The 24,800-nt window shown below is 69.4% G+C and carries 22 protein-coding genes and 1 pseudogene; 9 read left to right on the top strand and 14 right to left on the bottom strand.

Annotated features, from left to right (window positions below; genetic code table 11):
- Positions 1-172 precede the first annotated feature (172 nt).
- Complete coding sequence (locus PKO50_RS30700) at positions 173-2,554, top strand: TonB-dependent receptor (RefSeq protein ID WP_275628122.1); 2,382 nt, start codon at positions 173-175, stop codon at positions 2,552-2,554.
- A gap of 6 nt (positions 2,555-2,560) precedes the next feature.
- Here the strand turns inward: PKO50_RS30700 and PKO50_RS30695 are convergent, their stop codons facing one another.
- A complete protein-coding gene (locus PKO50_RS30695) occupies positions 2,561-2,875 on the bottom strand; it encodes an antibiotic biosynthesis monooxygenase family protein (RefSeq protein ID WP_275628121.1) in 315 nt (104 codons plus the stop codon).
- 305 nt (positions 2,876-3,180) lie between these two features.
- Here PKO50_RS30695 and PKO50_RS30690 point away from each other — a divergent pair, with 305 nt between their 5' ends.
- Complete coding sequence (locus PKO50_RS30690; RefSeq protein ID WP_275628120.1) at positions 3,181-4,116, top strand: AraC family transcriptional regulator; 936 nt, start codon at positions 3,181-3,183, stop codon at positions 4,114-4,116.
- A 213-nt stretch (positions 4,117-4,329) separates the two neighbouring features.
- Here PKO50_RS30690 and trpA read toward each other — a convergent pair whose 3' ends face one another.
- Positions 4,330-5,136 (bottom strand): tryptophan synthase subunit alpha, encoded by an 807-nt coding sequence (gene trpA, locus PKO50_RS30685; protein WP_275628119.1) that lies wholly within the window; start codon positions 5,134-5,136, stop codon positions 4,330-4,332.
- Positions 5,133-6,341, bottom strand: coding sequence for a tryptophan synthase subunit beta (trpB, locus tag PKO50_RS30680; RefSeq protein WP_275628118.1), 1,209 nt, complete (start codon positions 6,339-6,341; stop codon positions 5,133-5,135). Before trpB ends, trpA begins: the two co-directional genes overlap by 4 nt.
- Positions 6,342-6,629: 288 nt before the next feature.
- Between trpB and PKO50_RS30675 the strand changes: the two genes are divergently transcribed.
- The 4 genes from PKO50_RS30675 to PKO50_RS30660 all read left to right on the top strand — a co-directional run bounded on the left by PKO50_RS30675 (position 6,630) and on the right by PKO50_RS30660 (position 8,565).
- The gene (locus tag PKO50_RS30675; RefSeq protein WP_275628117.1) at positions 6,630-7,514 is read left to right on the top strand and encodes a LysR family transcriptional regulator; all 885 of its coding nucleotides are present in this window, start codon (positions 6,630-6,632) and stop codon (positions 7,512-7,514) included.
- 125 nt (positions 7,515-7,639) lie between these two features.
- The gene (locus PKO50_RS30670) at positions 7,640-7,855 is read left to right on the top strand and encodes a dodecin (RefSeq protein WP_089392755.1); all 216 of its coding nucleotides are present in this window, start codon (positions 7,640-7,642) and stop codon (positions 7,853-7,855) included.
- Positions 7,856-7,979: 124 nt separating this feature from the next.
- On the top strand, positions 7,980-8,204 hold the full coding sequence (locus tag PKO50_RS30665) for a DUF1161 domain-containing protein (protein ID WP_089392756.1): 225 nt from the start codon (positions 7,980-7,982) through the stop codon (positions 8,202-8,204).
- A gap of 148 nt (positions 8,205-8,352) precedes the next feature.
- Complete coding sequence (locus PKO50_RS30660) at positions 8,353-8,565, top strand: DUF1161 domain-containing protein (RefSeq protein ID WP_099049091.1); 213 nt, start codon at positions 8,353-8,355, stop codon at positions 8,563-8,565.
- Positions 8,566-8,575: 10 nt separating this feature from the next.
- Here the strand turns inward: PKO50_RS30660 and PKO50_RS30655 are convergent, their stop codons facing one another.
- Positions 8,576-9,010: a hypothetical protein gene (locus PKO50_RS30655; RefSeq protein WP_275628116.1), complete on the bottom strand. Its 435-nt coding sequence runs from the start codon at positions 9,008-9,010 to the stop codon at positions 8,576-8,578.
- A gap of 65 nt (positions 9,011-9,075) precedes the next feature.
- Entirely contained in the window at positions 9,076-9,501 is a 426-nt protein-coding gene (locus PKO50_RS30650; protein ID WP_089392758.1) for a hypothetical protein, read from the bottom strand.
- A gap of 69 nt (positions 9,502-9,570) precedes the next feature.
- On the opposite strand from PKO50_RS30650, the gene PKO50_RS30645 reads away from it, so the two are divergent.
- Positions 9,571-10,662, top strand: coding sequence for an aminopeptidase (locus PKO50_RS30645; protein WP_275628115.1), 1,092 nt, complete (start codon positions 9,571-9,573; stop codon positions 10,660-10,662).
- An 85-nt stretch (positions 10,663-10,747) separates the two neighbouring features.
- A complete protein-coding gene (locus PKO50_RS30640) occupies positions 10,748-11,803 on the top strand; it encodes an aminopeptidase (protein ID WP_275628114.1) in 1,056 nt (351 codons plus the stop codon).
- Between the two features lie 531 nt (positions 11,804-12,334).
- Here the strand turns inward: PKO50_RS30640 and PKO50_RS30635 are convergent.
- A complete protein-coding gene (locus PKO50_RS30635; RefSeq protein ID WP_275628113.1) occupies positions 12,335-13,870 on the bottom strand; it encodes a 3-hydroxyacyl-CoA dehydrogenase in 1,536 nt (511 codons plus the stop codon).
- A gap of 50 nt (positions 13,871-13,920) precedes the next feature.
- A complete protein-coding gene (locus PKO50_RS30630; protein WP_275628112.1) occupies positions 13,921-15,552 on the bottom strand; it encodes an AMP-binding protein in 1,632 nt (543 codons plus the stop codon).
- Positions 15,553-15,734: 182 nt separating this feature from the next.
- Here PKO50_RS30630 and PKO50_RS30625 point away from each other — a divergent pair, with 182 nt between their 5' ends.
- Positions 15,735-16,520: an IclR family transcriptional regulator gene (locus PKO50_RS30625; protein WP_109933198.1), complete on the top strand. Its 786-nt coding sequence runs from the start codon at positions 15,735-15,737 to the stop codon at positions 16,518-16,520.
- A 223-nt stretch (positions 16,521-16,743) separates the two neighbouring features.
- Here the strand turns inward: PKO50_RS30625 and PKO50_RS30620 are convergent, their stop codons facing one another.
- The 7 genes and pseudogenes from PKO50_RS30620 to PKO50_RS30590 form a co-directional block, all read right to left on the bottom strand.
- Positions 16,744-17,874 (bottom strand): acyl-CoA dehydrogenase, encoded by a 1,131-nt coding sequence (locus PKO50_RS30620; protein ID WP_109933197.1) that lies wholly within the window; start codon positions 17,872-17,874, stop codon positions 16,744-16,746.
- Positions 17,875-17,884: 10 nt separating this feature from the next.
- Positions 17,885-19,075 carry an acyl-CoA dehydrogenase family protein gene (locus PKO50_RS30615; protein ID WP_275628111.1) on the bottom strand — a complete coding sequence of 397 codons (1,191 nt, stop codon included), beginning with the start codon at positions 19,073-19,075 and terminating at the stop codon, positions 17,885-17,887.
- Between the two features lie 9 nt (positions 19,076-19,084).
- Positions 19,085-21,165, bottom strand: a pseudogene (locus PKO50_RS30610) (3-hydroxyacyl-CoA dehydrogenase NAD-binding domain-containing protein).
- 572 nt (positions 21,166-21,737) lie between these two features.
- Positions 21,738-22,520 (bottom strand): MetQ/NlpA family ABC transporter substrate-binding protein, encoded by a 783-nt coding sequence (locus tag PKO50_RS30605; protein ID WP_089392767.1) that lies wholly within the window; start codon positions 22,518-22,520, stop codon positions 21,738-21,740.
- Between the two features lie 45 nt (positions 22,521-22,565).
- On the bottom strand, positions 22,566-23,231 hold the full coding sequence (locus PKO50_RS30600) for a methionine ABC transporter permease (protein WP_275628110.1): 666 nt from the start codon (positions 23,229-23,231) through the stop codon (positions 22,566-22,568).
- The gene (locus tag PKO50_RS30595) at positions 23,228-24,238 is read right to left on the bottom strand and encodes a methionine ABC transporter ATP-binding protein (RefSeq protein WP_275628109.1); all 1,011 of its coding nucleotides are present in this window, start codon (positions 24,236-24,238) and stop codon (positions 23,228-23,230) included. Before PKO50_RS30595 ends, PKO50_RS30600 begins: the two co-directional genes overlap by 4 nt.
- Before the next feature lie 178 nt (positions 24,239-24,416).
- A complete protein-coding gene (locus PKO50_RS30590) occupies positions 24,417-24,791 on the bottom strand; it encodes a hypothetical protein (RefSeq protein ID WP_275628108.1) in 375 nt (124 codons plus the stop codon).
- Between the last annotated feature and the right edge of the window lie 9 nt (positions 24,792-24,800).

Genomic DNA, 24,800 nt, shown 5'->3' with positions numbered 1-24,800 from the left:
CGAAGCTGCCGGTAAGCGCTGTTCGCGAGCAAGCTCGCTCCTACAGCCGTCCCCTGCAAATGAAAATTTTTTCGATCCCCCACTGCAAGGTCAGCCCCCCGTTTCGTCGTAGGCATGAACGCGAAGAATTCCCAACAAACGCGCCCACGCCCACAAGAACGGAAACCACCGCATGCATCACCGCTTCTCCCCGCTGTACCGCGCCCTGGCCCTGGCCACCCTGCTCGGCGGCGCCAGCCCCCTGGCCCTGGCCGCCGGGGACCTCGAGCTGCACATCGCGCCGCGTAGCCTGGACAGCGCCCTGACGCAGTTCGCCGACCAGGCCGGCCTGCACCTGCTGTTCAACTCCGAGGACGTCCAGGGCCTGAAGAGCCCCGGCCTGGATGGCCGCTACAGCCGCGAGGAAGCGCTGGACAGGCTGCTTTCCGGCAGCGGCATGCGCTGGAGCTTCAGCGACGAGCGCACCGTCGTGCTGCAGCGCGAGAAGGCCGCCGGCGGCGAGCCACTGAGCATGGCGCCGACGCAGATCAGCGTGGCCGCGCGCACCCCCACCGACATCAGCTCCATCCCCGGCACCGTCTGGGTGGTCGACCAGGCCCAGCTGCGCGAACAGCTGGACACCGGCGTCAGCCTCAAGGAGGCCGTGGGCAAGCTGGTGCCCGGCCTCGACCTGGCCCCGGAGGGGCGCACCAACTACGGCCAGAACATGCGCGGGCGCAACGTGCTGGTGATGATCGACGGCGTCAGCCAGAACAGCTCCCGCGGCCTGTCGCGGCAGTTCGACAGCATCTCGCCGTTCAACGTCGAGCGCATCGAGGTGCTCTCCGGCGCCAGCGCCATCTACGGCGGCGGCGCCACCGGCGGCATCATCAACATCATCACCAGGAAGGGCGCGCCCGGCGGCGCCCGCTTCGAGAGCCAGCTCGGCGCCAGCAGCGGCTTCAACAACAGCGACGACCTCTCCACCCGCCTGGCCCAGTCGGTCAGCGGCGGCACCGATCGCCTGAGCGGCCGCCTCGGCGTCTCCGCCGAGAAGAACGAGGCCTTCTACGACGGCGCCGGCAACCAGATCTTCATCGACAACACCCAGACCGACCTGCAGTACAACCGCACCGTCGACGTCATGGGCAACCTCACCGCGCAGTTCACCGACGAGCAGAGCCTGGACCTGCTGGCCCAGTACTACGACTCGGGCAACGACGGCAGCACCGGCATCTACTTTCCGCACCTGAACTACAAGGCCCCGTCGGACCTGGACGACGCGCAGATCCGCAGCGGCATGGACACCGACCTGGAGCCGCAGACCCGCCGCCTGCTGCTCAACGCCAACTACCACCACGCCAACCTGCTGGACCAGGACCTCTACCTGCAGGTCTACTACCGCAAGGAAGACGACAACTTCTACCCCTTCCCCTACTACAACGCCGGCAAGCCGGCCGGGGTGAACGGGGTGTACTTCGCCGCCTCGCAGCAGAACTTCGAGGTCAGCGGCCTCAAGGGCCTGTTCAGCAAGCAGTGGGACGCCTTCAAGTTCACCTACGGCGTGGACCTGGACCACGAGCGCTTCAACGCCGAGCAGAAGACCTTCGACCAACTGGTCTCCTCGGAAAGCGGCGGCCTCGACCTGGGCACCGCCAGCAGCGCGCCGCGCTACCCCAGCTACGTGGTCGACGGCCTGTCGTTCTACGGCCAGCTGGACTGGAAGCTGACCGACGACCTGACCCTCTCCGGCGGCGCGCGGCACCAGAAGATGGACGTCGAGGTCGACGACTTCAAGGGCGTGCCCGGCGGCAGCAACGACTACCAGGTCAACCTGTTCAACCTCGGCGCCATCTACGACTTCCACAACGGCCACCAGCTGTGGGGCAACTACAGCGAGGGCTTCGACCTGCCCGACCCGGCCAAGTACTACGGCAAGCCCGGGCTGTCGGTGGACGACAACCCGCTGGCCGGGATCAAGAGCCGCCAGGTCGAGCTGGGCTGGCGCTACGCGGACATGAACTGGCAGGCGCAGACCGCGCTGTACTACATCTGGTCGGACAAGGTCATCACCACCGACCAGGCCACCCTGACCATCGACGTGGTCGACCAGAAGAGCCGCGACTTCGGCTTCGAGGGCGCGCTGACGCGCTACTTCGAGAACGGCTGGCAGGGCGGCACCACCCTGCACCTGGTGCGTTCCGAGGAAGAGGACGCCGACGGCGACTGGATCAAGCGCGACGCGCGCTACGCCTCGCTGTCCAAGGCCACCGCCTTCGTTGGCTGGAACGACGAGGTCAACAGCGCGCGGCTGCAGGCCAACCACGCCATGAGCCTGAAGGACGACGCCGACCACGAGATCGACGGCTACACCACCTTCGACCTGATGGGGGAACGCAAGACGGGGTTCGGCACCTTCAGCGCGGGCATCCAGAACCTGCTGGACCGCGAGTACAGCACCGTGTGGGGGCAGCGGGCGACACTGTTCTATTCGCCGACCTACGGGCCGGCCTACCTCTACGACTACCAGGGCCGCGGGCGTACCTTCACCCTGGGCTGGCGCATGGAGTACTGAGGGGGCTCAGGCCGCGCGGGAATCCTCGCGCGGCGCGTCCAGGTGGGTGTGCAGGCTCAGGGCGTGGTGCTGGAGGATTTCCCCCAGCAGCTGTTGCAGCGGCAGTTCCAGGTAGGCCTGCAGGCTTTCGGCGTCGGCCCAGCGGCCACGCAGGCGCCAGAAGTCGCTGGTGGTGGCCGGCAGCAGCACCTCGTAGGACTGGCAGCCGGGCACCTGGTGCGCGGCGCTGATCAGGCGGTCCAGCAGTTGCGCCAGCTCGGCCTCGTGGCCGGGGCGGGACTGGATCAGCAGGTGGTGTTCGAGCGGTTGGCGAATGGCCATGGGCGATTTCCTCCTGTCCCGGGCACTGGAATGGGGCTCGGCCCGGTTGTGCCAGAGTAGGGGCGGGGCCCTGGCCAGCGGTAGACGGATGCTGCCGGCTTCTTGCCCGATCCTGCGCCATCGCCGGCGCCTTGCCCGAAACGGCGGATTCCCCGGCCTGGCTGGCATGATGGGGGCTTCCCGTGGCGGCCAGCTTGTACGATCCTGCCGATTGCTTGCCCGATCCTCCAGCGCCCGTCGCCCTGTCACACTTCCCGCCCGGGCCCGGGCGTAAGCTGGACGCCGCCACTTTCGGAGGCCCCCGTATGTCGCAGCCCCACGACCCCGTCACCGCCAGTCGCCAGGAACTGGCCGATATCATCGAGCGCCACTGCAACAGCCTCTCCGGCGTCCACGACACCGCCATCGAGGCGCTGTCGCTGGCGCGCATGGACCAGCCCAGCGAAGGCCGCATGCCGACCCTGTACCGCCCGGCGCTGTGCGTCATCGCCCAGGGCAGCAAGGAAATCCGCGTCGGCCCGGAAATCTACCGCTACGACGAGCTCAACCTGCTGGTGGTCTCGGTGACCCTGCCGGTGTCCGGCCAGGTGGTCGACGCCTCGCCGGACAAGCCCTACCTGTCGCTGCGCCTGGACATCGACCCCGGCGAGCTGACCCGGCTGATCGCCGACGCCGGCCTGGCCGGCGCCACCCCGCGCCCGGCCAGCCGCGGCATCTACCTGCAACGCCTGGACACCACGGTGCTCGACGCCCTGCTGCGGCTGATGCGCCTGCTCGACAGCCCGCGCGACATCCCCATGCTGGCGCCGCTGTTCATCCGCGAGATTCTCTACCGCCTGCTGCGCGGGCCCCAGGGCCACCTGCTGCACGACCTGGCGATGACCGACAGCCAGACCCACCGCGTCACCCGCGCCATCGAATGGCTCAACCGCAACTACGACAAGGCCCTGCGCATCGACGACCTGGCCCGCGAGGTCAACCTCAGCGCCTCGACCCTGCACCACCGCTTCAAGGAAGTCACCGCGCTCAGCCCGCTGCAGTACCAGAAGCAGCTGCGCCTGCAGGAGGCGCGCCGGCTGATGCTCTCCGAGGGCCTGGAAGTGGCGGTGGCCGGCCACCGCGTGGGCTACGAGAGCCCCTCGCAGTTCAGCCGCGAATACAGCCGCCTGTTCGGCGCCCCGCCGCTGCGCGACCTGGCCAGCCTGCGCAACGCGCTGGGCGATACGGCGATGCCGGCCTGAACGGCGGAAAGCTCTTCGTAGGCGTGAGCTTGCTCGCGAACCGCAGAAACGTAGGGCGTATAACCGTTCGCGGTTATACGCCGCCTGACCTCGATCTACCCTCGCTCCATGGCGACCCGTTCGCGGCTTTCCGCCATGGCGATGGGTATCGCTCCGCTCGTCCCATCCTACGACGCTTCACGTAGGCGCTAGCTTGCTCGCGAACCCGGCCTGTCAGCGCGCCTTGCGCACGCCCTCGGCCAGCTCGCGGCACAGCCCCAGCACGCCTTCGACGGCGTCGGCGGAGCTTTGCGCGCTGGCGATCTTGTCCACCAGCGCCGAGCCCACCACCACGCCGTCGGCCAGGCGGGCGATGCTGGCGGCGTGTTCCGGGGTGCGGATGCCGAAGCCGATGGCCACCGGCAGCTCGGTGTGGCGGCGCAGGCGCGCCACGGCCTGCTCGACGTGCTCCAGGGTTGCCGCGCCGGCGCCGGTCACGCCGGCCACCGAGACGTAGTAGACGAAGCCCGAGCTGCCTTCCAGCACGGTGGGCAGGCGCTTGTCGTCGGTGGTCGGGGTGGTCAGGCGGATGAAGTCCAGCCCCGCGGCCTGGGCCGGCTGGCACAGGTCCTCGTTATGCTCCGGCGGCAGGTCGACGATGATCAGGCCGTCGACGCCGGCTTCCTTGGCATCGGCGATGAAACGCTCGACGCCGTAGTAGTGGATTGGGTTGAAGTAACCCATCAGCACCAGCGGGGTGCTGTCGTTGCCGGCGCGGAACTCGCGGACCATCTTCAGCGTCTTGGCCAGGTTCTGGCCGTTGCCCAGGGCGCGGATGTTGGCCAGCTGGATCGCCGGGCCGTCGGCCATGGGGTCGGTGAACGGCATGCCCAGCTCGATCACGTCGGCGCCGGCCTCGGGCAGGCCCTTGAGGATGTCCAGCGAGGTGGAGTAGCCCGGGTCGCCGGCGGTGATGAAGGTCACCAGGGCGGCGCGGTTCTGCTGTTTCAGTTCGGCGAAGCGGGTCTGCAGGCGGCTCATGCTTTCTGCTCCTGTTGCATGTGGTGCATGACGGTCTGCATGTCCTTGTCGCCACGACCGGACAGGTTCACCACCATGATGTGGTCCTTGGGCAGGTTCGGCGCGCGCTTGAACACCTCGGCCAGGGCGTGGGAGGACTCCAGCGCCGGGATGATGCCTTCCAGGCGGCAGCAGGTATGGAAGGCCTGCAGCGCCTCGTGGTCGGTGATCGAGGTGTACTCGACGCGGCCTATGTCGTGCAGCCAGGCGTGTTCAGGGCCGATGCCGGGGTAGTCCAGGCCGGCGGAGATGGAGTGGGCGTCGATGATCTGGCCGTCCTCGTCCTGCAGCAGGAAGGTGCGGTTGCCGTGCAGCACGCCGGGCACGCCGCCGTTCAGGCTGGCCGCGTGCTTGCCGGTCTCGATGCCGTGGCCGGCGGCTTCCACGCCGATGATCTTGACGCTGGCGTCATCCAGGAACGGGTGGAACAGGCCCATGGCGTTGGAGCCGCCGCCGATGCAGGCGACCAGGGAGTCGGGCAGGCGGCCTTCCTTCTCGGCCAGCTGCTCGCGGGTTTCCTTGCCGATCACCGCCTGGAAGTCGCGGACCATCGCCGGGTAGGGGTGCGGGCCGGCCACGGTGCCGATCAGGTAGAAGGTGTCGTGGACGTTGGTCACCCAGTCGCGCAGGGCTTCGTTCATGGCGTCCTTGAGGGTGCCGGTGCCGGCGGTGACCGGGATCACCTCGGCGCCCAGCAGGCGCATGCGGAAGACGTTGGCCTGCTGGCGGTCGATGTCGGTGGTGCCCATGTAGACCACGCACTTCATGCCGAAGCGCGCCGCCACGGTGGCGGTGGCCACGCCGTGCATGCCGGCGCCGGTCTCGGCGATGATGCGCTGCTTGCCCATGCGCTTGGCCAGGAGGATCTGGCCGATGCAGTTGTTGATCTTGTGCGCGCCGGTGTGGTTCAGCTCTTCGCGCTTGAGGTAGATCTTCGCCCCGCCGCAGTGCTCGGTCAGGCGCTCGGCGAAGTACAGCGGGCTCGGGCGGCCGACGTAGTCGCGCTGGAAGTAGGCCAGCTCCTTGAGGAATTCCGGGTCGTCCTTGGCCTTGTCGTACTCGCGGGCCAGGTCGTGGATCAGCGGCATCAGGGTCTCGGCGACGTACTGGCCGCCGAAGCTGCCGAACAGGCCCTTGGCGTCGGGACCGGTGCGCAATGTGGACATGGGAAGGTTCCTCTTGTGTCGGTAGGTAGGAGCGCCCCTGGGCGCGATCGCGGGCAGGGCCCGCTCCTACACCTCCAGGGAAGCACGGCTTTTCGTAGGATGGCGTTGAGCGAAGCGATACCCATCAGCGCAACCGCATGGGTTTCGCAAGCTCAACCCATCCTACGAAGAGCACCTCGGCGCAAGGCCGTTGCTCCTACGGAATGTGCCGAGGATACGACTGCCGGGCAGGCGGGAAAAGCGATAAGATCGCCCAGACATGTCAGGAAAACTCACAGGTTGAACGCCATGAGCCGCGACCTTCCCCCGCTCAACGCCCTGCGCGCCTTCGACGCCGTGGCCCGCCTTGGCGGCGTAGGCCAGGCGGCAGCCGAGCTGCACGTCACCCACGGCGCGGTGAGCCGGCAGCTGCGGCAACTGGAGGAAGACCTCGGCGTGGCCCTGCTGGCCAAGGACGGGCGCGGCGTAAAACTCACCGATGCCGGCCGCCGCCTGGGCGAGGCCAGCGGCGATGCCTTCGAGCGCTTGCGCCGCGTCTGCACCGAACTGCGCCAGGCCGGCGGCGAGGCGCCCTTCGTGCTCGGTTGCCCGGGCAGCCTGCTGGCCCGCTGGTTCATCCCGCGCCTGGACCGCCTCAACCGCGAGCTGCCGGAACTGCGCCTGCAACTGTCGGCCAGCGAGGGTGAGCAGGACCCGCGGCGCGGCGGCGTCGACGCCACCCTGCTGTTCGCCGAGCCGCCATGGCCGGCGGACATGCAGGTGTTCGAGCTGGCCGCCGAGCGCATCGGCCCGGTGCTCAGCCCACGCCACCCGCGCTTCGCCGAGTTGCAACGGGCCGCGCCCCGGGCGCTGCTGGGCGAGGCACTGCTGCACACCACCTCGCGGCCCCAGGCCTGGCCGCAGTGGGCGCTCGCCCAGGGCCTGGACACCGGCGCGCTGCGCCTGGGCCAGGGCTTCGAGCACCTGTACTACCTGCTGGAGGCGGCGGTGGCCGGCCTGGGCGTGGCCATCGCCCCCCAGGCGCTGGTGGCCGACGACCTCGCCGCGGGCCGCCTGGCCGCGCCCTGGGGCTTCGTCGAAACCGCCGCGCGCCTGGCGCTGTGGGCCCCGGCGCGACGCACCGACGCCCGCGCCGAACGCCTGGCCCGCTGGCTGCGGGGCGAGCTGGGCTGACCTGGCCGCGCCCTGGCGCGTGGCCATTGGCCGCTGGCGGCAATTTGCTGCACTTCCAGGGCTCGGCTAGTGTCCTACGAGGACATTCAGCACTGTGCGCCGCCAGGCGCGCCAAGGAGCACCCGATGTCGAACCATCACACCTACAAGAAGATCGAGCTGGTCGGTTCCTCGCGCACCAGCATCGAGGACGCCATCAACAACGCCCTGGCCGAGGCCTCGAAGTCGTTGCGGGACCTGGAATGGTTCGAGGTGGTGGACACCCGCGGGCATATCGAGAACGGTGCGGTGGGGCATTACCAAGTGACGCTGAAGGTCGGCTTCAAGATCGCCGACAGCTGACCGGCATTCGCCGCCGGGCGCCCGCGGGCCGGGGCTCCGGGGGCTTGCATGGCCGCCGTGGCGCGGCCGTTCACACGGGCCCAGCGGGCCCTTCGTCCATTCGTTCAGCGAAGGAGCATCAGCCATGAAGAAAGTGTTGTTGGCCGCCGGCCTGCTGGCCTTGGCGGGAAGCGCCCTGGCCGCCGGCAAGCCGTGCGAGGAGCTCAAGGCCGAGATCGACGCCAAGCTCCAGGCCAAGGGCGTCTCGGGCTACACCCTGGAGATCGTCGACAAGGGCGCGGGCGGCGGGCGCCAGGTGGTCGGCACCTGCGAGGGCGGCAGCAAGGAGATCGTCTACTCGCGGCACTGAAGCCGCCGCGGGACCGCGAAGGGGCGCCATTGGCGCCCTTTCGTCGTTTGGCACTCTGTCGCCGCCGCGCTGTCTCTCGTTAGGATAGGGCGCCCCGTGGTGGGGCTGACGAGGGAATGCCATGACCGTGTGCAAGTTCGCCGTGCTGATGCTGGCCCTGGCCTGCGCGGGCGCCGCCCAGGCGAAGACCAAGCCGTGCGAGGAACTCAAGGCGGAGATCGAGACCAAGATCCAGTCCGCCGGGGTGACCGCCTACACCCTGGAGATAGTCACCAACGCCGAGGTGAAGGACCCCAGCATGGTGGTCGGCAGCTGCGAGGGCGGCACGCGCAAGATCATCTACCAGAAGAACGACGACTGAGCCGCCCGGCTCAGAACAGCCCGCAGTTCATCCGCCCCTGGAAGTCGGTCTTGGCCACCAGCCGGCCGCTGGCGTCGGTGAGCAGGGCCAGGGCCTTGCGCAGCTGCGGGCGCACTTCCAGGCGGTAGCGCTGGCCGGGGGCGAAGTTGTCGTAGGTCAGCCACACGCGGCAGGTGATCTGCGTGGTGTTGTCGCTCATCGCCAGCCCGCCGCCGCCTCCCCCGGGAATCTCGTACTGGTAGCGCACCTCCAGCTCGTGCTTGCCCGGCGGCACCTGGAAGAAGCGGCCGTCACGCAGCACCTGGTTGTCCAGGCGCTCGGCGAGCAGGGTGTTGGCCGGCTGGGTGTAGAGGTCGACCCAGGCCAGCTGCGGGTCGTGGGCCGGCAGCGGGCCGGCGCAGGCACACAGCAGGGCCGGCAGGAACAGCAGCGGAAGTTTGCGCATGGCGGTGTCGCTCGAAGCGGGGAATCCTTCCAGCATACCCCCTGGGCGGCGCCGCGGCGCGTGGCTCAGACCTTCTCGCAGCGCCCGGTGCGGCCGCGGGCGATTTCGTTGGCCTGGTCGTCGTAGAGCCGCGCCCAGGGGTAGAAGCCGATGCTGCCGGTCTCCAGGCGGTAGCGCTGGCCGGCGCCGAAGTCCTTGTACTTGAGGGTCAGCTGGCAGTCGCGCCACATCGCCTCGGAAACCGCGGCCTCGGAGCCGATGTTCTGCGGCTCGACCTGGAACTGGTAGCGCACGCGCAACTCGTGCTGGCCGGGGTCGACCTCGAAGTAGCGGGTGCTGTGCCAGGGCTTGTCGTCCACCTCCAGGGCCGAGAGGTCGCTCTGGCCGGTGGTGTCGAGGTCGATCCAGGCACGGTTGGGGTCGGGTTGCGGCAGGATCAGCGAGCAACCGCTCAGGACGAGCAGGCCGGTGGCGAGCAGCAGCGGGCGCATGGGTACACTCCAGGGCAGTCTTGTTGTGCGAGGCAGCGGCGGTGAGGGGCCTGTGCTAATGTGCCGCGCATGCCCGCCCGCCCGTGTATTGCGTTTCTCGACCGCCGATTGCCCCGCTGGGTTCCCTGCCTGGCCTTCTTCCTGCTGGGCGGTTGTTCCAGCGCCGGCTACTACGGCCAGCTGGGCAGCGGCCAGCTGCAGTTGCTGGCGGCCCGCGAACCGGTGGCCGAGGTGGTCGCCGACCCCGCCCGCGACGCCAGGCTGCGCCAGCGCCTGGCGTTGTCGCAGGAGGCCCGCGCCTTCGCCAGCGCCGAGCTGGCCTTGCCGAACAACCGCAGCTACCGCCTGTACAGCGATATCCGCAGGCCCTACGTGGTGTGGAACGTGTTCGCCGCGCCGGAACTGTCGCTGCAGCCGCTCACCCACTGCTTCCCCATCGCCGGCTGCGTGGCCTACCGCGGCTACTACGCCGAGGCCGGGGCAAAGGCCGAGGCGCAGCGCCTGAAGGTGCAGGGCTGGGACGTCTACGTCGGTGGCGTGGAGGCCTACTCCACCCTCGGCTGGTTCGACGACCCGATCATCAGCAGCATGCTGCGCTGGGACGACCAGCGCCTGGCCGAGACGCTGTTCCACGAGCTGGCCCACCAGCGCTTCTACCTGCCCGGCGATACCGCCTTCAACGAGTCCTATGCCAGCTTCGTCGAGCAGGAGGGCGGCCGCCGCTGGCGCGCCTTCCGCGGCCTGCCGCCGGAGCAGGCCAGCCGCGTGCGCCAGCGCGAAGGCTTCACCCGCCTGGTGCTGGACACCCGCGAGCGTCTGAAGGAACTCTATGCCCGCGACCTGCCCGAAGCCGACAAGCGCGCCGCCAAGGCCGCCGAATTCGAGCGCCTGCGCCGCGACTACCGCGTGCTGTGCCAGCGCGAATGGGCCGGCAAGTGCCCCTACGACGCCTGGGTGAACGGCCCGCTGAACAACGCCAAGCTGCTGCCCTTCGGCCTCTACGACCAGTGGGTGCCGGCCTTCGCCACCCTGCTGCGCCAGGTGGGCGGCAACTGGCCGGCGTTCTATGCGCGGGTCGAAAAGCTCGGCGCCCTGCCCGCGCAGCAGCGCCAGGCGGCCCTGGAGCGACTGAAAGCCGGCGAATTCGTCAGCCTGCGCTAATCTCACCCGTAGATAGTCGTTTTTTTGACTTTCCGCGGGCCCTCATGGCCCCCCTGCCCCGGGTCAACGGGCATGGAGGTGCGCCATGGGCTTCGCCCCCTGCACCTTGGCCTGCCTGTGCCTGCCGTTGCTGATGGCCTGCGCCGCCGAGAGCTACCAGGAGCAGTTGCACCAGGGCCAGCGGGAAGTGCTGGCCAACGCCCTGCCGGTGGCCGAGGTGCTGGCCGACCCCGGCACCGATGCGCGCACCCGGCGCCTGCTCGCCGCCGCCGTGGCCGCCCGCGACTTCGCCAGCCGCCGCCTGGACCTGCCGGACAACGCCAGCTACCGCCGCTACGCCGACCTGGGCCGGGACTACGCGGTGTGGAACCTGTTCGCCACCGACGAGTTCTCCCTGCGGCCGCGCGATCGCTGCTTTCCCCGCGCCGGCTGCGTCAGCTACCTGGGCTTCTACGATCCCCACGCCGCCCGCCGCGCGGCGGCCGAGCTGCAGCGCCAGGGCCTGGACACCTGCATAGGCGCGGCCGCGGCCTTCACCATCCCCGGGCGCGAGGACGCGCCCATCCTCAGCACCATGCTCGGCGACGAGGCGCACCAGGCCGAGCTGATCTTCCACGAGCTGGCCCACCAGCGCCTGTACCTGCCCGGCGACACCGCCTTCAACGAATCCCTGGCGGTCTTCGTGCAGCGCGAGGGGCTGCGCCAGTGGCTGGCTTCCCGCGGCCGACCGCTGCCGGCGGACACGGGGCCGCGGCAGCGCGAGGCGCTGGCGGCCCTGGTGCTGGCGACCCGGGCGCGGTTGCAGGCGCTCTACGCCAGCGGCCTGCCGCCGGAGGCCATGCGGACGCGCAAGGCCGCCGAGTTCGAGCGCCTGCGTAGCGAATACCGGCAGTTGGTGGTCCGGCGCTGGGGCGGCAAGGGTTTGTTCGACGGCTGGGTCGACGGGCCGCTGAACAACGCCACGCTGCTGCCCTTCGCGCTCTACGACCAGTGGGTGCCGGCCTTCGCCGCGCTGTACCGCCAGGTCGACGGCGACTGGCCGGCGTTCTACGCCCAGGCCGCAAGGCTCGGCGCCCTGCCCGCGGCGCAGCGCCAGGCGGCGTTGGAGCAGCTTGCGGATGGGCGGTTTCGGTGGTTGTGAAGCATGTCTCCCGTAGGCGCGGATTTATCCGCGATTTCGCCGGCAGGGCCGGCGCTGGGCCTATCGCGGACGGAGTCCGCTCCTACGCCATCCCCACCTGCGTAGTTTCCCTGTAGGAGCGCGCCCTGCGCGCGATTCGCGGGCAGGGCCCGCTCCTACGACCGTACCTCCCTGGAATTGTAGGAGCGAGCTTGCTCGCGAACCCTGTGGTTCCCGCGTTCGCGATAGTTCGTAGGGCGCATAACGCCTACGGCGTTATCCGCCATGATCGCGGACGGAGTCCGCTCCTACGCCATCCCCACCTGCGTAGCTTCCCTGTAGGAGCGCGCCCTGCGCGCGAAATCGCGGGCAGGGCCCGCTTACGACCGTGCTCGACCGTAGGGCGAATAACCGTTCGCGGTTATCCGCCGTTGGCCGGAACGCCGGTGCCCGACGGCCGCGGCGGATAACGCCGTAGGCGTTATGCGCCCTACGGGTTGGAAAGAGGCGGCGCAGCCTGCAAGACAGTTGCTCCTACAAGGGGCTCCGGGGTCAGTCCGCGGCATCCGGGGCGTGCAGCGGCAGGTCCAGCTGTACGCGGCGGCGCAGCCAGGGGCTGGGGCGGTAGCGCGGTTCGCCGTAGCAGGCCTGCAGGCCCTGGAGGATGGTGAGGATGCGCGCGGCGCCGTAGTGCTCGCCGAAGGCCAGCGGGCCGAAGGGGTAGCCCAGGGCCAGTTGCACCGCGCGGTCGAGGGTCAGCGGGGTGGCGATGCCGCGCTGGGCGATCTCGCAGCCCAGGTTGACGACGCTGGCGATCACCCGCTGGGTGACGAAGCCGGCGGAATCGTTGATCACCTCCACCGGCACGCCGTCGGCGCCCAGGGCCTGGCGCGCCTGGGCCTCCAGCTGCGGGTCGAGGGCCGGCTGGCGCATCAGCACGCGGCGCTTGTCGAGGTCGCCGAAGCTTTCCAGGGCCAGGCTGCGCTCCGGCGGCAGGCCGAGGGCGTCGATGCGGGTGCTGGCGTCCTCGCCCAGCGGGGTGACCAGGCAGATGGCCCGGGCCGAGGGCGCCTCGGCGCTCTCCAGCACCAGTCCGGCCTGGATCAGCAGCTGGCCGACGTGGTGGCGCAGTTCCGGGTCCTGGCTGTCGAGCCAGAACGGGCGGTCCAGCAGCACCGGTTCGGCTTGCGGCTCGGCCTCGCGGATCGGCTGGCCATCCTGGTAGCGGTAGAAGCCCTCGCCGCTCTTGCGCCCCAGCAGGCCGGCGGCCACCCGCTGCGCCGCCAGGGGCGAGGGCAGGTAGCGCGGGTCCTGGTAGAACTGCTGGTACAGCGATTCCATCACCGCCTGGGAAACGTCCAGCCCGGTCAGGTCGAACAGCTCGAAGGGGCCCATGCGGAAGCCCGCGCCGTCGCGCAGGATGCGGTCGATCTGCGCGGCGCTGGCGATGCCCTCGCCGAGGATGCGCAGGGCCTCGGTGCTGTAGGCGCGGCCGGCGTGGTTGACGATGAAGCCGGGGCTGTCCGGGCTCACCGCCGGGAAGTGCCCGGCCTGCTCGGCGAGACGTGAGAGGCGCGTCACCACCGCCTCGGCGGTGCGCTGGCCGCGCACCACCTCGACGATGCGCATCAGCGGCGCCGGGTTGAAGAAGTGGAAGCCGGCGACCCGCTCGGGGTGGCGGCAGCGCGCGGCGATGCGGGTGATCGACAGCGACGAGGTGTTGCTGGCCAGCACCGCGTCCTCGGCCACCCGCGCCTCCAGCTCGGCGAACAGCGCCTGCTTGGCGCCCAGGTCCTCGACTATGGCTTCGATCAGCAGGTCGCAGCCGGCCAGCTCGTCCAGGCCGTGGGCCGGGCGCAGGCGCTGCAGGGTGGCGGCCAGGGCATCGGCGTCGAGCCTGCCCTTGGCGGCGGCGCGTTCGAGCAGCTCGCGGTTGAACGCCAGGGCCTGCTGGATGCTCTCGGCGCGGCTGTCGTAGAGCTGCACCGGCACCCCGGCGCTGGCGAACAGCTGGGCGATGCCGCGGCCCATGGCACCGGCGCCGATCACGCCGATGCGCCGGAACACGGGAAGGTTGCTCTCTGGCATGGGCTGGTGGCCCCCGTCTGACTGGCTTGTCTTCACCTTAGTCGCTGGGGTCACGCCGTGGGGTTCCGTTGTTTTTCCAGGTCGCGCAGCTGGCGGCGGAGCATCTTGCCCACCGAGGTCTTGGGCAGCTCGTCGAGAATCTCGACGAAGCTCGGCACCTTGTAGCCGGTGAGGTGCTCGCGGCAGTGGGCGATGATGGCGGCGGCGTCCAGGGCCGGGTCGCGCAGGCTGACGAACAGTTTCACCGACTCGCCCTTGCGCAGGTCCGGCACGCCGATGGCGATGCACTCGCGCACGCCGGGGTGGCGCATCACCGCGTCCTCCACCTCGTTGGGGAAGACGTTGAAGCCCGACACCAGGATCATGTCCTTCTTGCGGTCGACGATCTTCAGCAGGCCGTTGGCGTCCTGCAGGGCGATGTCGCCGGTGCGCAGCCAGCCGTCGGCGTCCAGCACCTGGGCGGTCTCCTCCGGGCGCTGCCAGTAGCCGAGCATCACCTGCGGGCCGCGCAGGCACAGCTCGCCGGGCACCTCGGGCGGGCAGTCGTTGCCTTCCTCGTCGAGGATGCGCACCTGGGTATCGATCAGCGGCTGGCCGACGAAGCCTTCGCGGTAGGGCGTCAGCCGGGTGTTGGTGCACACCACGGGCGATGCCTCGGTCAGGCCGAAGCCCTCCAGCACCGGGGCGCCGGTGAGCGCCTGCCAGCGCCGGCCGACTTCCAGGTTCAGCGGCGCGCCGCCGCTGGTCACCCACTTCAGGTGGCTGAAGTCCAGGCTTTCGAAGGCCGGGTGGTTCATCAGCCCGACGAACAGGCTGTTCAGCCCGCTGAGCAGGCTGAAGGAGTAGCGGCGCATGGCCTCGATGATCTCGTCGAGGTTGCGGCCGTCGCGGATCACCACGGTGTGCAGGCCCATGGCCACGGAGCTCAGGCAGTTCGTGGAGAAGGCCATGATGTGGTACAGCGGCAGCGGCGCGATGCGCACGTCGGTGGCCGGGTCGAGCAGGCCCGGGCGCATGAACAGCTCCAGGGTCTGGATGACGTTGGCCAGCAGGTTGTAGTGGGTCAGCATGGCGCCCTTGGAGAGGCCGGTGGTGCCGCCGGTGTACTGCAGCAGGGCCAGGCGCTCCAGGCCCGGCTCGGCGTCCAGCGGCGGGGCCTCGGCGCCCAGGCGCAGGGCCTGCATGAAGCGGCTGGCGTCGGGTTCGTCGCAGGCGTACTGCGGGGCTTCCAGGTCCTCCGCCGAGGTCAGCAGCACCTGGCGCACCGCGCTCTCGCCCTGGACCTTGCGCAGCAGCGGCAGCAGGCGGTCGAGCAGCAGGATGGCCACGGCGCCCGAGTCGCGCAGCTGGTGGCTCAGCTCGCCGGCGGTGTACTGCGGGTTGGTGTTGACCAGCACCAGCCCGGCCTTGAGCGCGCCGAAGGCGGCGATGGGGTATTGCAGGGAATTGGGCAGCATCAGCGCCAGGCGCTCGCCGGGCTGCAGGCCGGCGCAGTGGCGCAGGTAGCGGGCGAAGGCGTCGGCCTGGCGTTCCAGCCCGGCGAAGTCCAGGCTGCCGCCGGCGCAGGAGAAGGCCGGGCGCCCGGGGTGTTCGCGGCTGGCGTCGCGCAGCAGGTCGTGGACGTTGCGGTAACCGCGCGCGGCGAATTGCGCGGCGACATGACTTTCGGCAGTGACGGGCATCGGCGCCCTCCATCAGTGAATTGTTGTTCTGCTCTGCGAAACATGATGTCGAAATCGATGGTATGCGATAGCCTTTGGGCATGCAATGGCGTGCCGCCCCTGCTGTCCGCGGCATGCCGATCTGCTATCGTTCGCCCGCGCCGGACGCCGCTCCGGCCCCCATTTCCCGATGCCGAGGCAGCATGAGCGACGATTTCGAAGACTCCAGCGCACCCAAGGACCGCAAGTTCGTCGAGGCCCTGGCCCGCGGCCTGGACGTGCTGCGCGCCTTCACCCACGGCTCGGTGGTGCTGGGCAACCAGGAGATCGCGCGGATCACCGGGCTGCCCAAGCCGACCGTGTCGCGCATGACGTACACGCTGACCAGGCTCGGCTACCTCAGCTACTCGCAGCAGCACGAGAAGTACCAGCTGGATTCCGGCGTGCTCGCCCTGGGCTACGCCTACGTGTCGAACCTGCGCGTGCGCCAGCTGGCCAAGCCGTACATGGAGGCCTTCGCCCGCCGCACCAACACCACCGTGGGCCTGACCTGCCGCGACTGGCTGTCGATGATCTACGTGGAGAACTGCCGCCCGCCGGAAGCCACCTCCCTGCGCATGGACGCCGGCGTGCGCCTGCCGCTGGCCACCACCGCCGCCGGCCGCGCCTACCTGGCGGCGACCCCGGAGCAGGAGCGCGAGCACCTGCTGCAGGCGCTGGAAGCCCGCCACGAGGGCGACTGGGCGACGCTGCGCACGTCCCTGGAGCACTCCTTCGAGGAATACCGCGAGCACGGCTTCTGCCTCTCCCTCGGCGACTGGGACCGCAACGTGCGCGCCGCTGGCGTGCCGCTGCGCCTGGCCGACGGCGGGCTGATGGCGCTGACCTGCGGCGCGCCCTCGTTCCAGCTCAGCGAGGAGACGCTCAAGGGCACCCTGGCCCACGAGCTGGAGATGCTGGCGCGGGATATCGAGAGCCTCGGCGCCTGATTCGCTTCGTGAGCATGTCGTAGGGCGTATAACGCGGAGCGTTATACGCCGCCTGGCCAGGGTTTCAGGGCGTTGCGAGTTCGACCTCGGCGTCGGCCTTCAGGCGCGGTGTAGCGGCGTATAACCGCGAACGGTTATACGCCCTACGTCACTTCGTGAGCACGCCGCTTCCCCCACCCCAACCCTCTCCTGGAGGGTTGGGGTGGGGGGCCGTAGGCCTACCTCAGGCCACCTCCATCAACCCCGCATAGGCCTTCAGGTGATGGTCGTCGTCGCCCAGCTGGTGGCCGAGCATCACCAGGCGCTTGGCGTGGTGCGCCAGCACGTACTCCCAGGTCATGCCGATGCCGCCGTGCAGCTGGATCGCCTGTTCGGCGATGTAGCGCCCGGCGCGGGTGACGATGAACTTGGCCGCCGCCAGGGTGCGGCTGCGCTCGGCGCCGTCTTCCTGGTCGGCCACGCAGGCGGCGAGGATGGCCATGGACGTGGCCTGTTCCAGCTCGCTGCGCATGTCCACCATGCGGTGCTGCAGCACCTGGAACTTGCCGATGGGCACGCCGAACTGCTTGCGCGTCTTCAGGTAGTCGAGGGTCAGGGCGCAGGCTTCCTGCATGCTGCCCAGGGCCTCGGCGCACTGCGCGGCGATGGCGCGGCCCTGCTGGTAGCGCAGCGCCGGCAAGGCTTCGCCGGGCGTGCCGACGGCTTCGGCGACGGCGCCGTCGAGGAACAGCTCGCAGGCCTTCTGCCCGTCGAGTGTCGGGTAGGCGCGGCGCTGCACGCCGCTCTGCTGCGGGTCGAGCAGGAACAGGCCGATGCCCGCCTCGTCCCGCGCGTTGCCCGAGACCCGCGCCGAGACCAGCAGCGCCGTGGCGCTCTGCCCGCCGATCACCACGGCCTTGCGGCCGCCGAGCTTCCAGCCGTCGCCGGCCTTTTCCGCGCGGGTCTGCACGTCGTGCAGCTGGTAGTGGCTCTGCGGCTCTTCCAGGGCCACGGCCAACTGCGCCTCGGCGCTGGCGATGCGCGGCAGCCAGCTTGCCTTCTGCGCCTCGCTGCCCAGCTGGGCGAGCAGCCCGCCGGCGTGCACCACCGATTGCAGGTAGGGCTCCAGGCACAGGCCGCGGCCCAGTTCGGTGAGCACCAGCATGCTGTCCACGCCGCCGCCGAAGCCGCCGTAGGCCTCGGGCAGCGACACCGAGGTCAGCCCCAGTTCGCCCAGCTGGCGCCAGAACCCGGCGCTGTAGCCCGGCTCGCTGGCGGCGAAGCCCTCGCGCTTGTCGAAGGCGTATTCGTCGCGCACCAGGCGCGCCGCGGTGTCCTGCAGCATCTGCTGCTCTTCGCTGAGTTTGAAGTCCATGCTCACGCCCTCACAGCTCGAGAATCATCTTCGAGACGATGTTCTTCTGGATTTCGTTGGAGCCGCCGAAGATCGACAGCTTGCGCAGGTTGAAGTACTGGCTGGCCGGCGCCGCCGCGTAGTCGGCGTGCAGCGGCTCGGCGCCCAGCTCGAACTCTTCCTCGATGAAGGGCAGCGCGTAGGGGCCGATGACCTTGCGCAGCAGGTGGCTGATGGCCTGGCGGATCTCGGTGCCCTTGACCTTGAGGATCGAGCTTTCCGCCCCCGGCACGCCGCCTTCGCGGGCCGCGGCGAGGATGCGCAGGGTGCTCATCTCGATGGCCATCAGCTGCATCTCCACCTCGGCCACCTGGGCGCGGAACAGCGGGTCTTCCAGCATCGGCTTGCCGTCGCATAGCTCGCGGCTGGCCACGCGTTTCAGGTGTGCCAGCACCGCCTTGGATGCGCCTATGCCGGCCAGGCCGGTGCGCTCGTAGGTGAGCAGGTACTTGGCGCAGGTCCAGCCTTCGTTCTCGCGGCCCACCAGGTTCTGCACCGGCACTTTCACGTTGTCGAAGAAGACTTCGTTGACCTCGTGCTCGCCGTCCAGGGTGATGATCGGCCGCACGGTGATGCCCGGCGACTGCATGTCGATCAGCAGGAAGCTGATGCCGCGCTGCTGCTGGGCTTCCGGGTCGGTACGCACCAGGCAGAAGATCCAGTCGGCATGCTGGCCGAGGGTGGTCCAGGTCTTCTGGCCGTTGACGATGTAGTGGTCGCCCTCGCGCACCGCGCGGGTCTTGAGGCTGGCCAGGTCGGAGCCGGCGCCCGGCTCGGAATAGCCCTGGCACCACCAGTCGGTGCCGTCGAGGATGCGCGGCAGGTAGTGGGCCTGCTGCTCGGGCGTGCCGAATTTGATGATCACCGGGGCCACCATGTTCACGCCGAAGGGGATGGTGCGCGGCGCGCCGAAGGCGGCGCATTCCTCCTCGAAGATGTGCTTCTGCACGGCATTCCAGCCGGTGCCGCCGAACTCCACCGGCCAGTGGGTGGCGTACCAGCCCTGTTCGCTGAGCAGGCGCTGCCAGCGCTGGTGGTCCTGCTTGGCCAGGTGCTTGCCCAGGCGCACCTTGCTGGCGATGTCCGCGGGCAGCTTGGCGCGCAGGAAGGCGCGCACCTCGTCGCGGAAGGCCAGTTCGTCGGGGGTGAAGTGGATGTCCATGGCGGGTCCTCAGAGGTCGGCGAAGCGGCGGCCTTCGGCCACCAGGCGTTCGAGCAGGGGGCCGGCTCCCACCAGGCGCCGAAGCGCTGGTGGAACTCGCGGATGCGTTGCAGTACCTGGTCCAGCCCCAGGCTGTCGGCGTGGAACAGCGGGCCGCCGCGCCAGGCCGGGAAGCCGTAGCCGTTGAGGAAGATCAGGTCGATGTCGCTGGCGCGCTGGGCGATGCCCTCGTCGAGGATGCGCGCGGCCTCGTTGACCAGGGCGAAGATGCAGCGCTCGACGATGTGTTCGGCGCTCACCGGCTGGCGGGCGATGCCGCGCGCGGCGGCGGCCTGCTCCAGCATGGCCGGCAGCGCCGGGTTGTCCTGCGGGGTGCGCGAGCCTTGCGGGTAGAGGTAGAAGCCGGCGCCGCTCTTCTGCCCGAGCATGCCGGCGGCGTACAGGTGGTCGAGCACCGTGGGCAGGGTCTGCCCGGGCTTCAGGCCGGGGCGCTGGCGCTCGCGGATGGCGTGGCTGATGTCCAGCCCGGAGAGGTCGCGCACCGCCAGCGGGCCCATGGCCATGCCGAAGTCGCGCAGGGCACTGTCCACCTGCGCCGGGCTGGCGCCCTCTTCCAGCAGGAACTCGGCCTGGCGGCCGTACTGGAAGATCATGCGGTTGCCGACGAAGCCGTCGCACACGCCCACCGCCACCGCGACCTTCTTCAGCCGCTTGCCCAGCTGCATGGCGCTGGCCAGCACTTCGGCGCCGGTCTCGCGGCCGCGCACCACTTCCAGCAGGCGCATGACGTTGGCCGGGCTGAAGAAGTGCAGGCCGACCACGTCCTGCGGGCGCCGGGTGAAGGCGGCGATGGCGTCGAGGTCCAGCGACGAGGTGTTGCTGGCGAGGATGGCGCCGGGCTTGCACACGGCGTCCAGGCGTTCGAACACCTGGCGCTTCACTTCCAGGCTTTCGAATACCGCTTCGATCACCAGGTCCACGTCGGCGAGCGCGGCGTAGTCGAGCACGCCCTGGATCAGGCCCAGGCGCTTCTCCATGGCTTCGACGGTGAGGCTGCCGCGCTCGACGCTGGCCTGGCAGGTGGCGCGGGCGCGCTGCAGGGCGCGGTCGAGGGCGGCGCCGTCGACTTCCAGCAGCTTCACCGGGATGCCGACGTTGGCGAAGCACAGGGCGATGCCCACGCCCATGGTGCCGCCGCCGATCACCGCGGCGGTGCGCACTTCGCGCACCGGGGTGTCGGTGGGCAGGCCGGCGATCTTCGCCGCTTCGCGCTCGGCGAAGAAGGCGTGGATGAGGGCGGCGCGCTGGGGCGACGCCAGGCATTCCTGGAACAGCTCGCGCTCACGCTTCAGGCCCTCGGCCAGGGGCAGGCGGGTGGCGGCCTCCACCGCGGCGACGCAGCGCAGCGGGGAGAACAGGCCGGGCGTGCGCTTCTGCACCTCGGCGTGCCTGGCGGCGATCAGCGCGGCGTCGCCTTCCACCTGGCGCTCGCCGGTGCGGCGCGGGCCTCGGCCTTCGTCGAGCAGGCGGCGGGCATAGGCCAGGCCGGCCTCGGCCAGGTCGCCTTCGACGATCGCATCGAGGATGCCGTATTCCAGGGCCTGCGGGGCCTTGACCGGGTTGCCGGAGACGATCATGTCCAGCGCCCGCCCCACGCCGACCAGGCGCGGCAGGCGCTGGGTGCCGCCGGCGCCGGGCAGCAGGCCGATCTTCACTTCCGGCAGGCCGACCTGGGCGTCGGCCCGGGCGATGCGGTAGTGGCAGGCCAGCGCCACTTCCAGGCCACCGCCCAAAGCCGTGCCGTGGATCACCGTCACGCTGGGCTTGGCGGACACCTCGATGGCCTCGACCACCTCGGGCAGCGAGGGCGCCTGCGGCGGCTTGCCGAACTCCTTGATGTCGGCCCCGGCCATGAAGGTGCGCCCTGCGCAGACCAGCACCACCGCCCGCACCGCGGCATCCGCCTCTGCCTCGCGCAAGGCCCGCAGCAACCCGGCGCGCACGGCCAGGCCCAGGGCGTTGACCGGGGGATTGTCGACCTTGATCAGGGCCACGTCGCCATGACGTTCGACCTGCACTACCTCGGACATGCTCAGCGTCTCCGTTGTAATTGTGGTTTTTAACGGAATTATGTTTCGCTGTGCAGAATATAAAGATCACTGGGGGTTGTCGAGGGGGCTTTTGTGGGGGCGAGCTTGCTCGCGAACGGTGCCTCCCGGCTGCTTCGGCGCCATGGCTTGACTCCGTTCCCTCTCCCTAACCCTCTCCCTGAAGGGAGAGGGGACCGTTCGGTGTGCGCTGATGTTTCGGCGTTAGCCGGCTTGTACCGAGCACCCGGCTAACACCAAATCCTTTCTCGGCACGGACAAGCCCCCTCTCCCTTCAGGGAGAGGGCTGGGGAGAGGGCGCTCTTCGGACAAACACCATAGGCCCGCCTGGAAATCCGTTCGCGAGCAAGCTCGCTCCCACGAAAGCGGCGGGCGAAGCGCAGGCAAAAAAAGACCGCTCTCCCCTGCCTGAATCTGGAAAAGCGGTCTGTTAAGCGAAAAAGAAGTCGTGGAAAGGTCGTTATAGGCCCCCGCCGTTGCAGCTTGTTTACAGGCAAGAAAAAAGCCGCGCCCTTGTGGGGCGCGGCTTCTTCGGTAGCGGCTGCGGTCGGCGATCAGAACGCCGGAACCACAGCACCCTTGTACTTCTCCAGGATGAACTGCTTCACCTCGGGGCTGTGCAGGGCGGCGGCCAGTTTCTTCATGGCGTCGCTGTCCTTGTTGTCCGGGCGGGCGACCAGGATGTTCACGTAGGGCGAGTCGGAACCCTCGATGGCCAGGGCGTCCTTGGTCGGGTTCAGCTTGGCTTCCAGGGCGTAGTTGGTGTTGATCAGGGCCAGGTCGACCTGGTTCAGCACGCGCGGCAGGGTCGCGGCTTCCAGTTCACGCACCTTGATGTTCTTCGGGTTGTCGGTGATGTCCTTCGGGGTGGCGGTGATGCTCTTCTCGTCCTTGAGCTTGATCAGGCCGGTCTTGGCCAGCAGCAGCAGGGCGCGGCCGCCGTTGGTGGCGTCGTTGGGGATCACCACGGTGGCGCCGGAGGGCAGCTCGTCGAGCTTCTTGTACTTGCTGGAGTAGGCGCCCAGCGGCTCGATGTGCACGCCGGTCACGGCCACCAGGCTGGTGCCCTTGGACTTGTTGAACTCGTCCAGGTACGGCTGGTGCTGGAAGAAGTTGGCGTCCAGGCGCTTCTCGGCGACCTGGGTGTTGGGCTGCACGTAGTCGGTGAATTCCTTGACCTTCAGCTCCACCCCTTCCTTGGCCAGGATGGGTTTGACGAAGTTGAGGATTTCCGCGTGCGGCACCGGGGTGGCGGCCACGCTGAGGGTTTCGGCCGCGTGGGCGCCAGTGATCGACAGCGCCGCGGTGGCGGCGAAGGCGGCAAGCAGTTTCTTCATGGATCGCTCCTTTTGGGATTTTCCTGTGGCCCGCGGGCCTTGTGGTTATTTGCGCGAGAAGTGGACCACCAGCTTGTCGCCGACGGTCTGCAGGATCTGCACCAGCACCAGCAGCATGATCACGGTGACCACCATGACGTCGGTCTGGAAGCGCTGGTAGCCGAAGCGGATGGCCAGGTCGCCGAGGCCGCCGGCGCCGACCACGCCGGCCATCGCGGTGTAGGACACCAGGGTGATGGCGGTGACCGTGACGGCGGCGATGATGCCCGGGCGGGCCTCCGGCAGCAGGGCGTTCCAGATGATCTGCCGGGTGCTGGCGCCCATGGCCTGGGTGGCCTCGATGATGCCCTTGTCCACCTCGCGCAGGGCGGTTTCCACCAGGCGCGCGAAGAACGGCGTGGCGCCCACCACCAGCGGCGGGATGGCCCCGGCGACGCCCAGGGAGGTGCCGGTGACCAGCACGGTGAAGGGGATCATCACGATCAGCAGGATGATGAACGGCAGCGAGCGCAGCACGTTGACCACGAAGGACAGCAGGGCGTAGACCGCGCGGTTCTGGAACATCTGCCTGGGCCCGGTGAGGAACAGCAGCACGCCCAGGGGCAGGCCTAGGATGACGGTGAACAGCAGCGAGCCGCCGAGCATCCAGAAGGTGTCGATGCTGGCCTGGAGGATCTCCGACCAGTCGATATTGATAAAGAAGTCGCTCATGCGCGCAGCACCTCCACGTGCACCTCGGCGGCGTTCAACTGGGCCATCGCCGCCTCCATGTCACCGCCCACCAGGGCCAGGGTCAGCTGGCCGTAGGGCTGGTCCTTGATGCGGTCGATGCGCCCGGCGAGGATGCTGTAGTCCACCCCGGTCTGCCGCGCCACGGTGCCCAGCAGCGGGGCGTAGGTGGCCTCGCCGCGGAAGGTCAGGCGCAGGATGCGCCCGGGCACGTGGGCGAAGTCGTCGTGCCGCTCGCCCTCGTCCACGCGCTCGGCCTCGAAGACGAAGCGGCGGGTGGTTTCGTGCTGCGGGTGGAGGAACACGTCGGCCACCTCGCCCTGCTCGACGATGCGCCCGGCGTCCATCACCGCCACGCGGTCGCAGACGCGGCGGATCACGTCCATCTCGTGGGTGATCAGCACGATGGTCAGGTTCAGCTCGCGGTTGATTTCCGCCAGCAGCTGCAGGACCTGGCCGGTGGTCTGCGGGTCTAGGGCGCTGGTGGCCTCGTCGCAGAGCAGCAGCTTGGGCCCGCAGGCCAGGGCGCGGGCGATGCCGACGCGCTGCTTCTGGCCGCCGGAAAGCTGCGCCGGGTACTTGCGGGCGTGGTCCTGCAGGCCCACGCGCTTGAGCAGTTCGTCCACCCGCGCGGCGATCTGCGCGGCACTGAAGGTGCCGGCCAGCTTCATCGGCATGGCGATGTTCTCGGCCACGGTCCTGGAGGCCAGCAGGTTGAAGTGCTGGAAGATCATCCCGACGCGCTGGCGGAAGCGCCGCAGGCCGTCGGCGTCGAGGGCGGTGACGTCCTCGCCGTCGATGACGATGCGCCCGCCGCTGGGCTCTTCCAGGCGGTTGATCAGGCGCAGCAGGGTGCTCTTGCCGGCCCCGGAGTGGCCGATCAGGCCGAACACCTGGCCGGCGCCGATGCTCAGGCTCGTCGGCTGCAGGGCCGGGATGTCGCGGCCGGCGACGCGGTAGGTCTTGTGGACGTCGTGGAATTCGATCACGTGGCGAACCTTGTGGGTACGGCGAAGTGTGGGAATGGCGCGCTCTGCCGGGGTGTCCTGGCAAACGAGCGTAGGCGCTCGGCAAAAACCGCGCATTTTACCCTGCTTTGCTATAGCCGATTAATCCTTGTTCGGATAAGGGCCGAGCGAAAGGGAATAAGACGGGCGGACGCGGTTTTCAGGGCTCGCACTTGACCGGGGCGGCGGCCTTGGGCTGGCCGATGTCCTTGACGTCGGCGGCCAGCGCCGGGGCGCGCGGCATCAGCGAGCGGGCGCGGGCCAGGGCGTTGCTGGCGCCGTTGACGTCGCCGGCCTGCAGGGCTTCGCGGCTGCGTTGCAGGTAGGCGTCGGCCAGGCGCTGGCGGCGTTCGGCCAGCTGCGCGGCGTCCTCGTGCTCCTGGCCCAGCTGCAGTTGCGCGGCTTCCAGCTGGCCGGCGGCCAGGCGGGCCTCGAAGCCGGAACCGCCCGGCGCCTGGCCGGGCAGGCTCTGGCAGGCGCTCAGCAGCAGGGCGAGGGAGAGGACGGAAAGCAGACGGAGGGCAAGGGACTTCATGCCAGTCAT

Source organism: Pseudomonas sp. 273, assembly GCF_029201425.1.
In the GTDB taxonomy this organism is placed as follows: domain Bacteria; phylum Pseudomonadota; class Gammaproteobacteria; order Pseudomonadales; family Pseudomonadaceae; genus Pseudomonas; species Pseudomonas delhiensis.
Note: the sequence above shows the minus strand (reverse complement) of the source record. Positions and strands in the feature narration are given on the sequence as shown.

What these genes read in the sequence shown, in the direction of transcription:
- PKO50_RS30620 (WP_109933197.1), bottom strand. Translation starts at nt 17,874, where the DNA reads ATGGACTTCAAACTCAGCGAAGAGCAGCAGATGCTGCAGGACACCGCG.
- PKO50_RS30635 (WP_275628113.1), bottom strand. Translation starts at nt 13,870, where the DNA reads ATGCCAGAGAGCAACCTTCCCGTGTTCCGGCGCATCGGCGTGATCGGC.
- PKO50_RS30640 (WP_275628114.1), top strand. Translation starts at nt 10,748, where the DNA reads ATGGGCTTCGCCCCCTGCACCTTGGCCTGCCTGTGCCTGCCGTTGCTG.
- PKO50_RS30605 (WP_089392767.1), bottom strand. Translation starts at nt 22,520, where the DNA reads ATGAAGAAACTGCTTGCCGCCTTCGCCGCCACCGCGGCGCTGTCGATC.
- PKO50_RS30700 (WP_275628122.1), top strand. Translation starts at nt 173, where the DNA reads ATGCATCACCGCTTCTCCCCGCTGTACCGCGCCCTGGCCCTGGCCACC.
- PKO50_RS30645 (WP_275628115.1), top strand. Translation starts at nt 9,571, where the DNA reads ATGCCCGCCCGCCCGTGTATTGCGTTTCTCGACCGCCGATTGCCCCGC.
- PKO50_RS30630 (WP_275628112.1), bottom strand. Translation starts at nt 15,552, where the DNA reads ATGCCCGTCACTGCCGAAAGTCATGTCGCCGCGCAATTCGCCGCGCGC.
- PKO50_RS30625 (WP_109933198.1), top strand. Translation starts at nt 15,735, where the DNA reads ATGAGCGACGATTTCGAAGACTCCAGCGCACCCAAGGACCGCAAGTTC.
- PKO50_RS30650 (WP_089392758.1), bottom strand. Translation starts at nt 9,501, where the DNA reads ATGCGCCCGCTGCTGCTCGCCACCGGCCTGCTCGTCCTGAGCGGTTGC.
- PKO50_RS30675 (WP_275628117.1), top strand. Translation starts at nt 6,630, where the DNA reads ATGAGCCGCGACCTTCCCCCGCTCAACGCCCTGCGCGCCTTCGACGCC.
- PKO50_RS30690 (WP_275628120.1), top strand. Translation starts at nt 3,181, where the DNA reads ATGTCGCAGCCCCACGACCCCGTCACCGCCAGTCGCCAGGAACTGGCC.
- trpA (WP_275628119.1), bottom strand. Translation starts at nt 5,136, where the DNA reads ATGAGCCGCCTGCAGACCCGCTTCGCCGAACTGAAACAGCAGAACCGC.
- PKO50_RS30655 (WP_275628116.1), bottom strand. Translation starts at nt 9,010, where the DNA reads ATGCGCAAACTTCCGCTGCTGTTCCTGCCGGCCCTGCTGTGTGCCTGC.
- PKO50_RS30660 (WP_099049091.1), top strand. Translation starts at nt 8,353, where the DNA reads ATGCTGGCCCTGGCCTGCGCGGGCGCCGCCCAGGCGAAGACCAAGCCG.
- PKO50_RS30670 (WP_089392755.1), top strand. Translation starts at nt 7,640, where the DNA reads ATGTCGAACCATCACACCTACAAGAAGATCGAGCTGGTCGGTTCCTCG.
- trpB (WP_275628118.1), bottom strand. Translation starts at nt 6,341, where the DNA reads ATGTCCACATTGCGCACCGGTCCCGACGCCAAGGGCCTGTTCGGCAGC.
- PKO50_RS30590 (WP_275628108.1), bottom strand. Translation starts at nt 24,791, where the DNA reads ATGAAGTCCCTTGCCCTCCGTCTGCTTTCCGTCCTCTCCCTCGCCCTG.
- PKO50_RS30695 (WP_275628121.1), bottom strand. Translation starts at nt 2,875, where the DNA reads ATGGCCATTCGCCAACCGCTCGAACACCACCTGCTGATCCAGTCCCGC.
- PKO50_RS30600 (WP_275628110.1), bottom strand. Translation starts at nt 23,231, where the DNA reads ATGAGCGACTTCTTTATCAATATCGACTGGTCGGAGATCCTCCAGGCC.
- PKO50_RS30615 (WP_275628111.1), bottom strand. Translation starts at nt 19,075, where the DNA reads ATGGACATCCACTTCACCCCCGACGAACTGGCCTTCCGCGACGAGGTG.
- PKO50_RS30665 (WP_089392756.1), top strand. Translation starts at nt 7,980, where the DNA reads ATGAAGAAAGTGTTGTTGGCCGCCGGCCTGCTGGCCTTGGCGGGAAGC.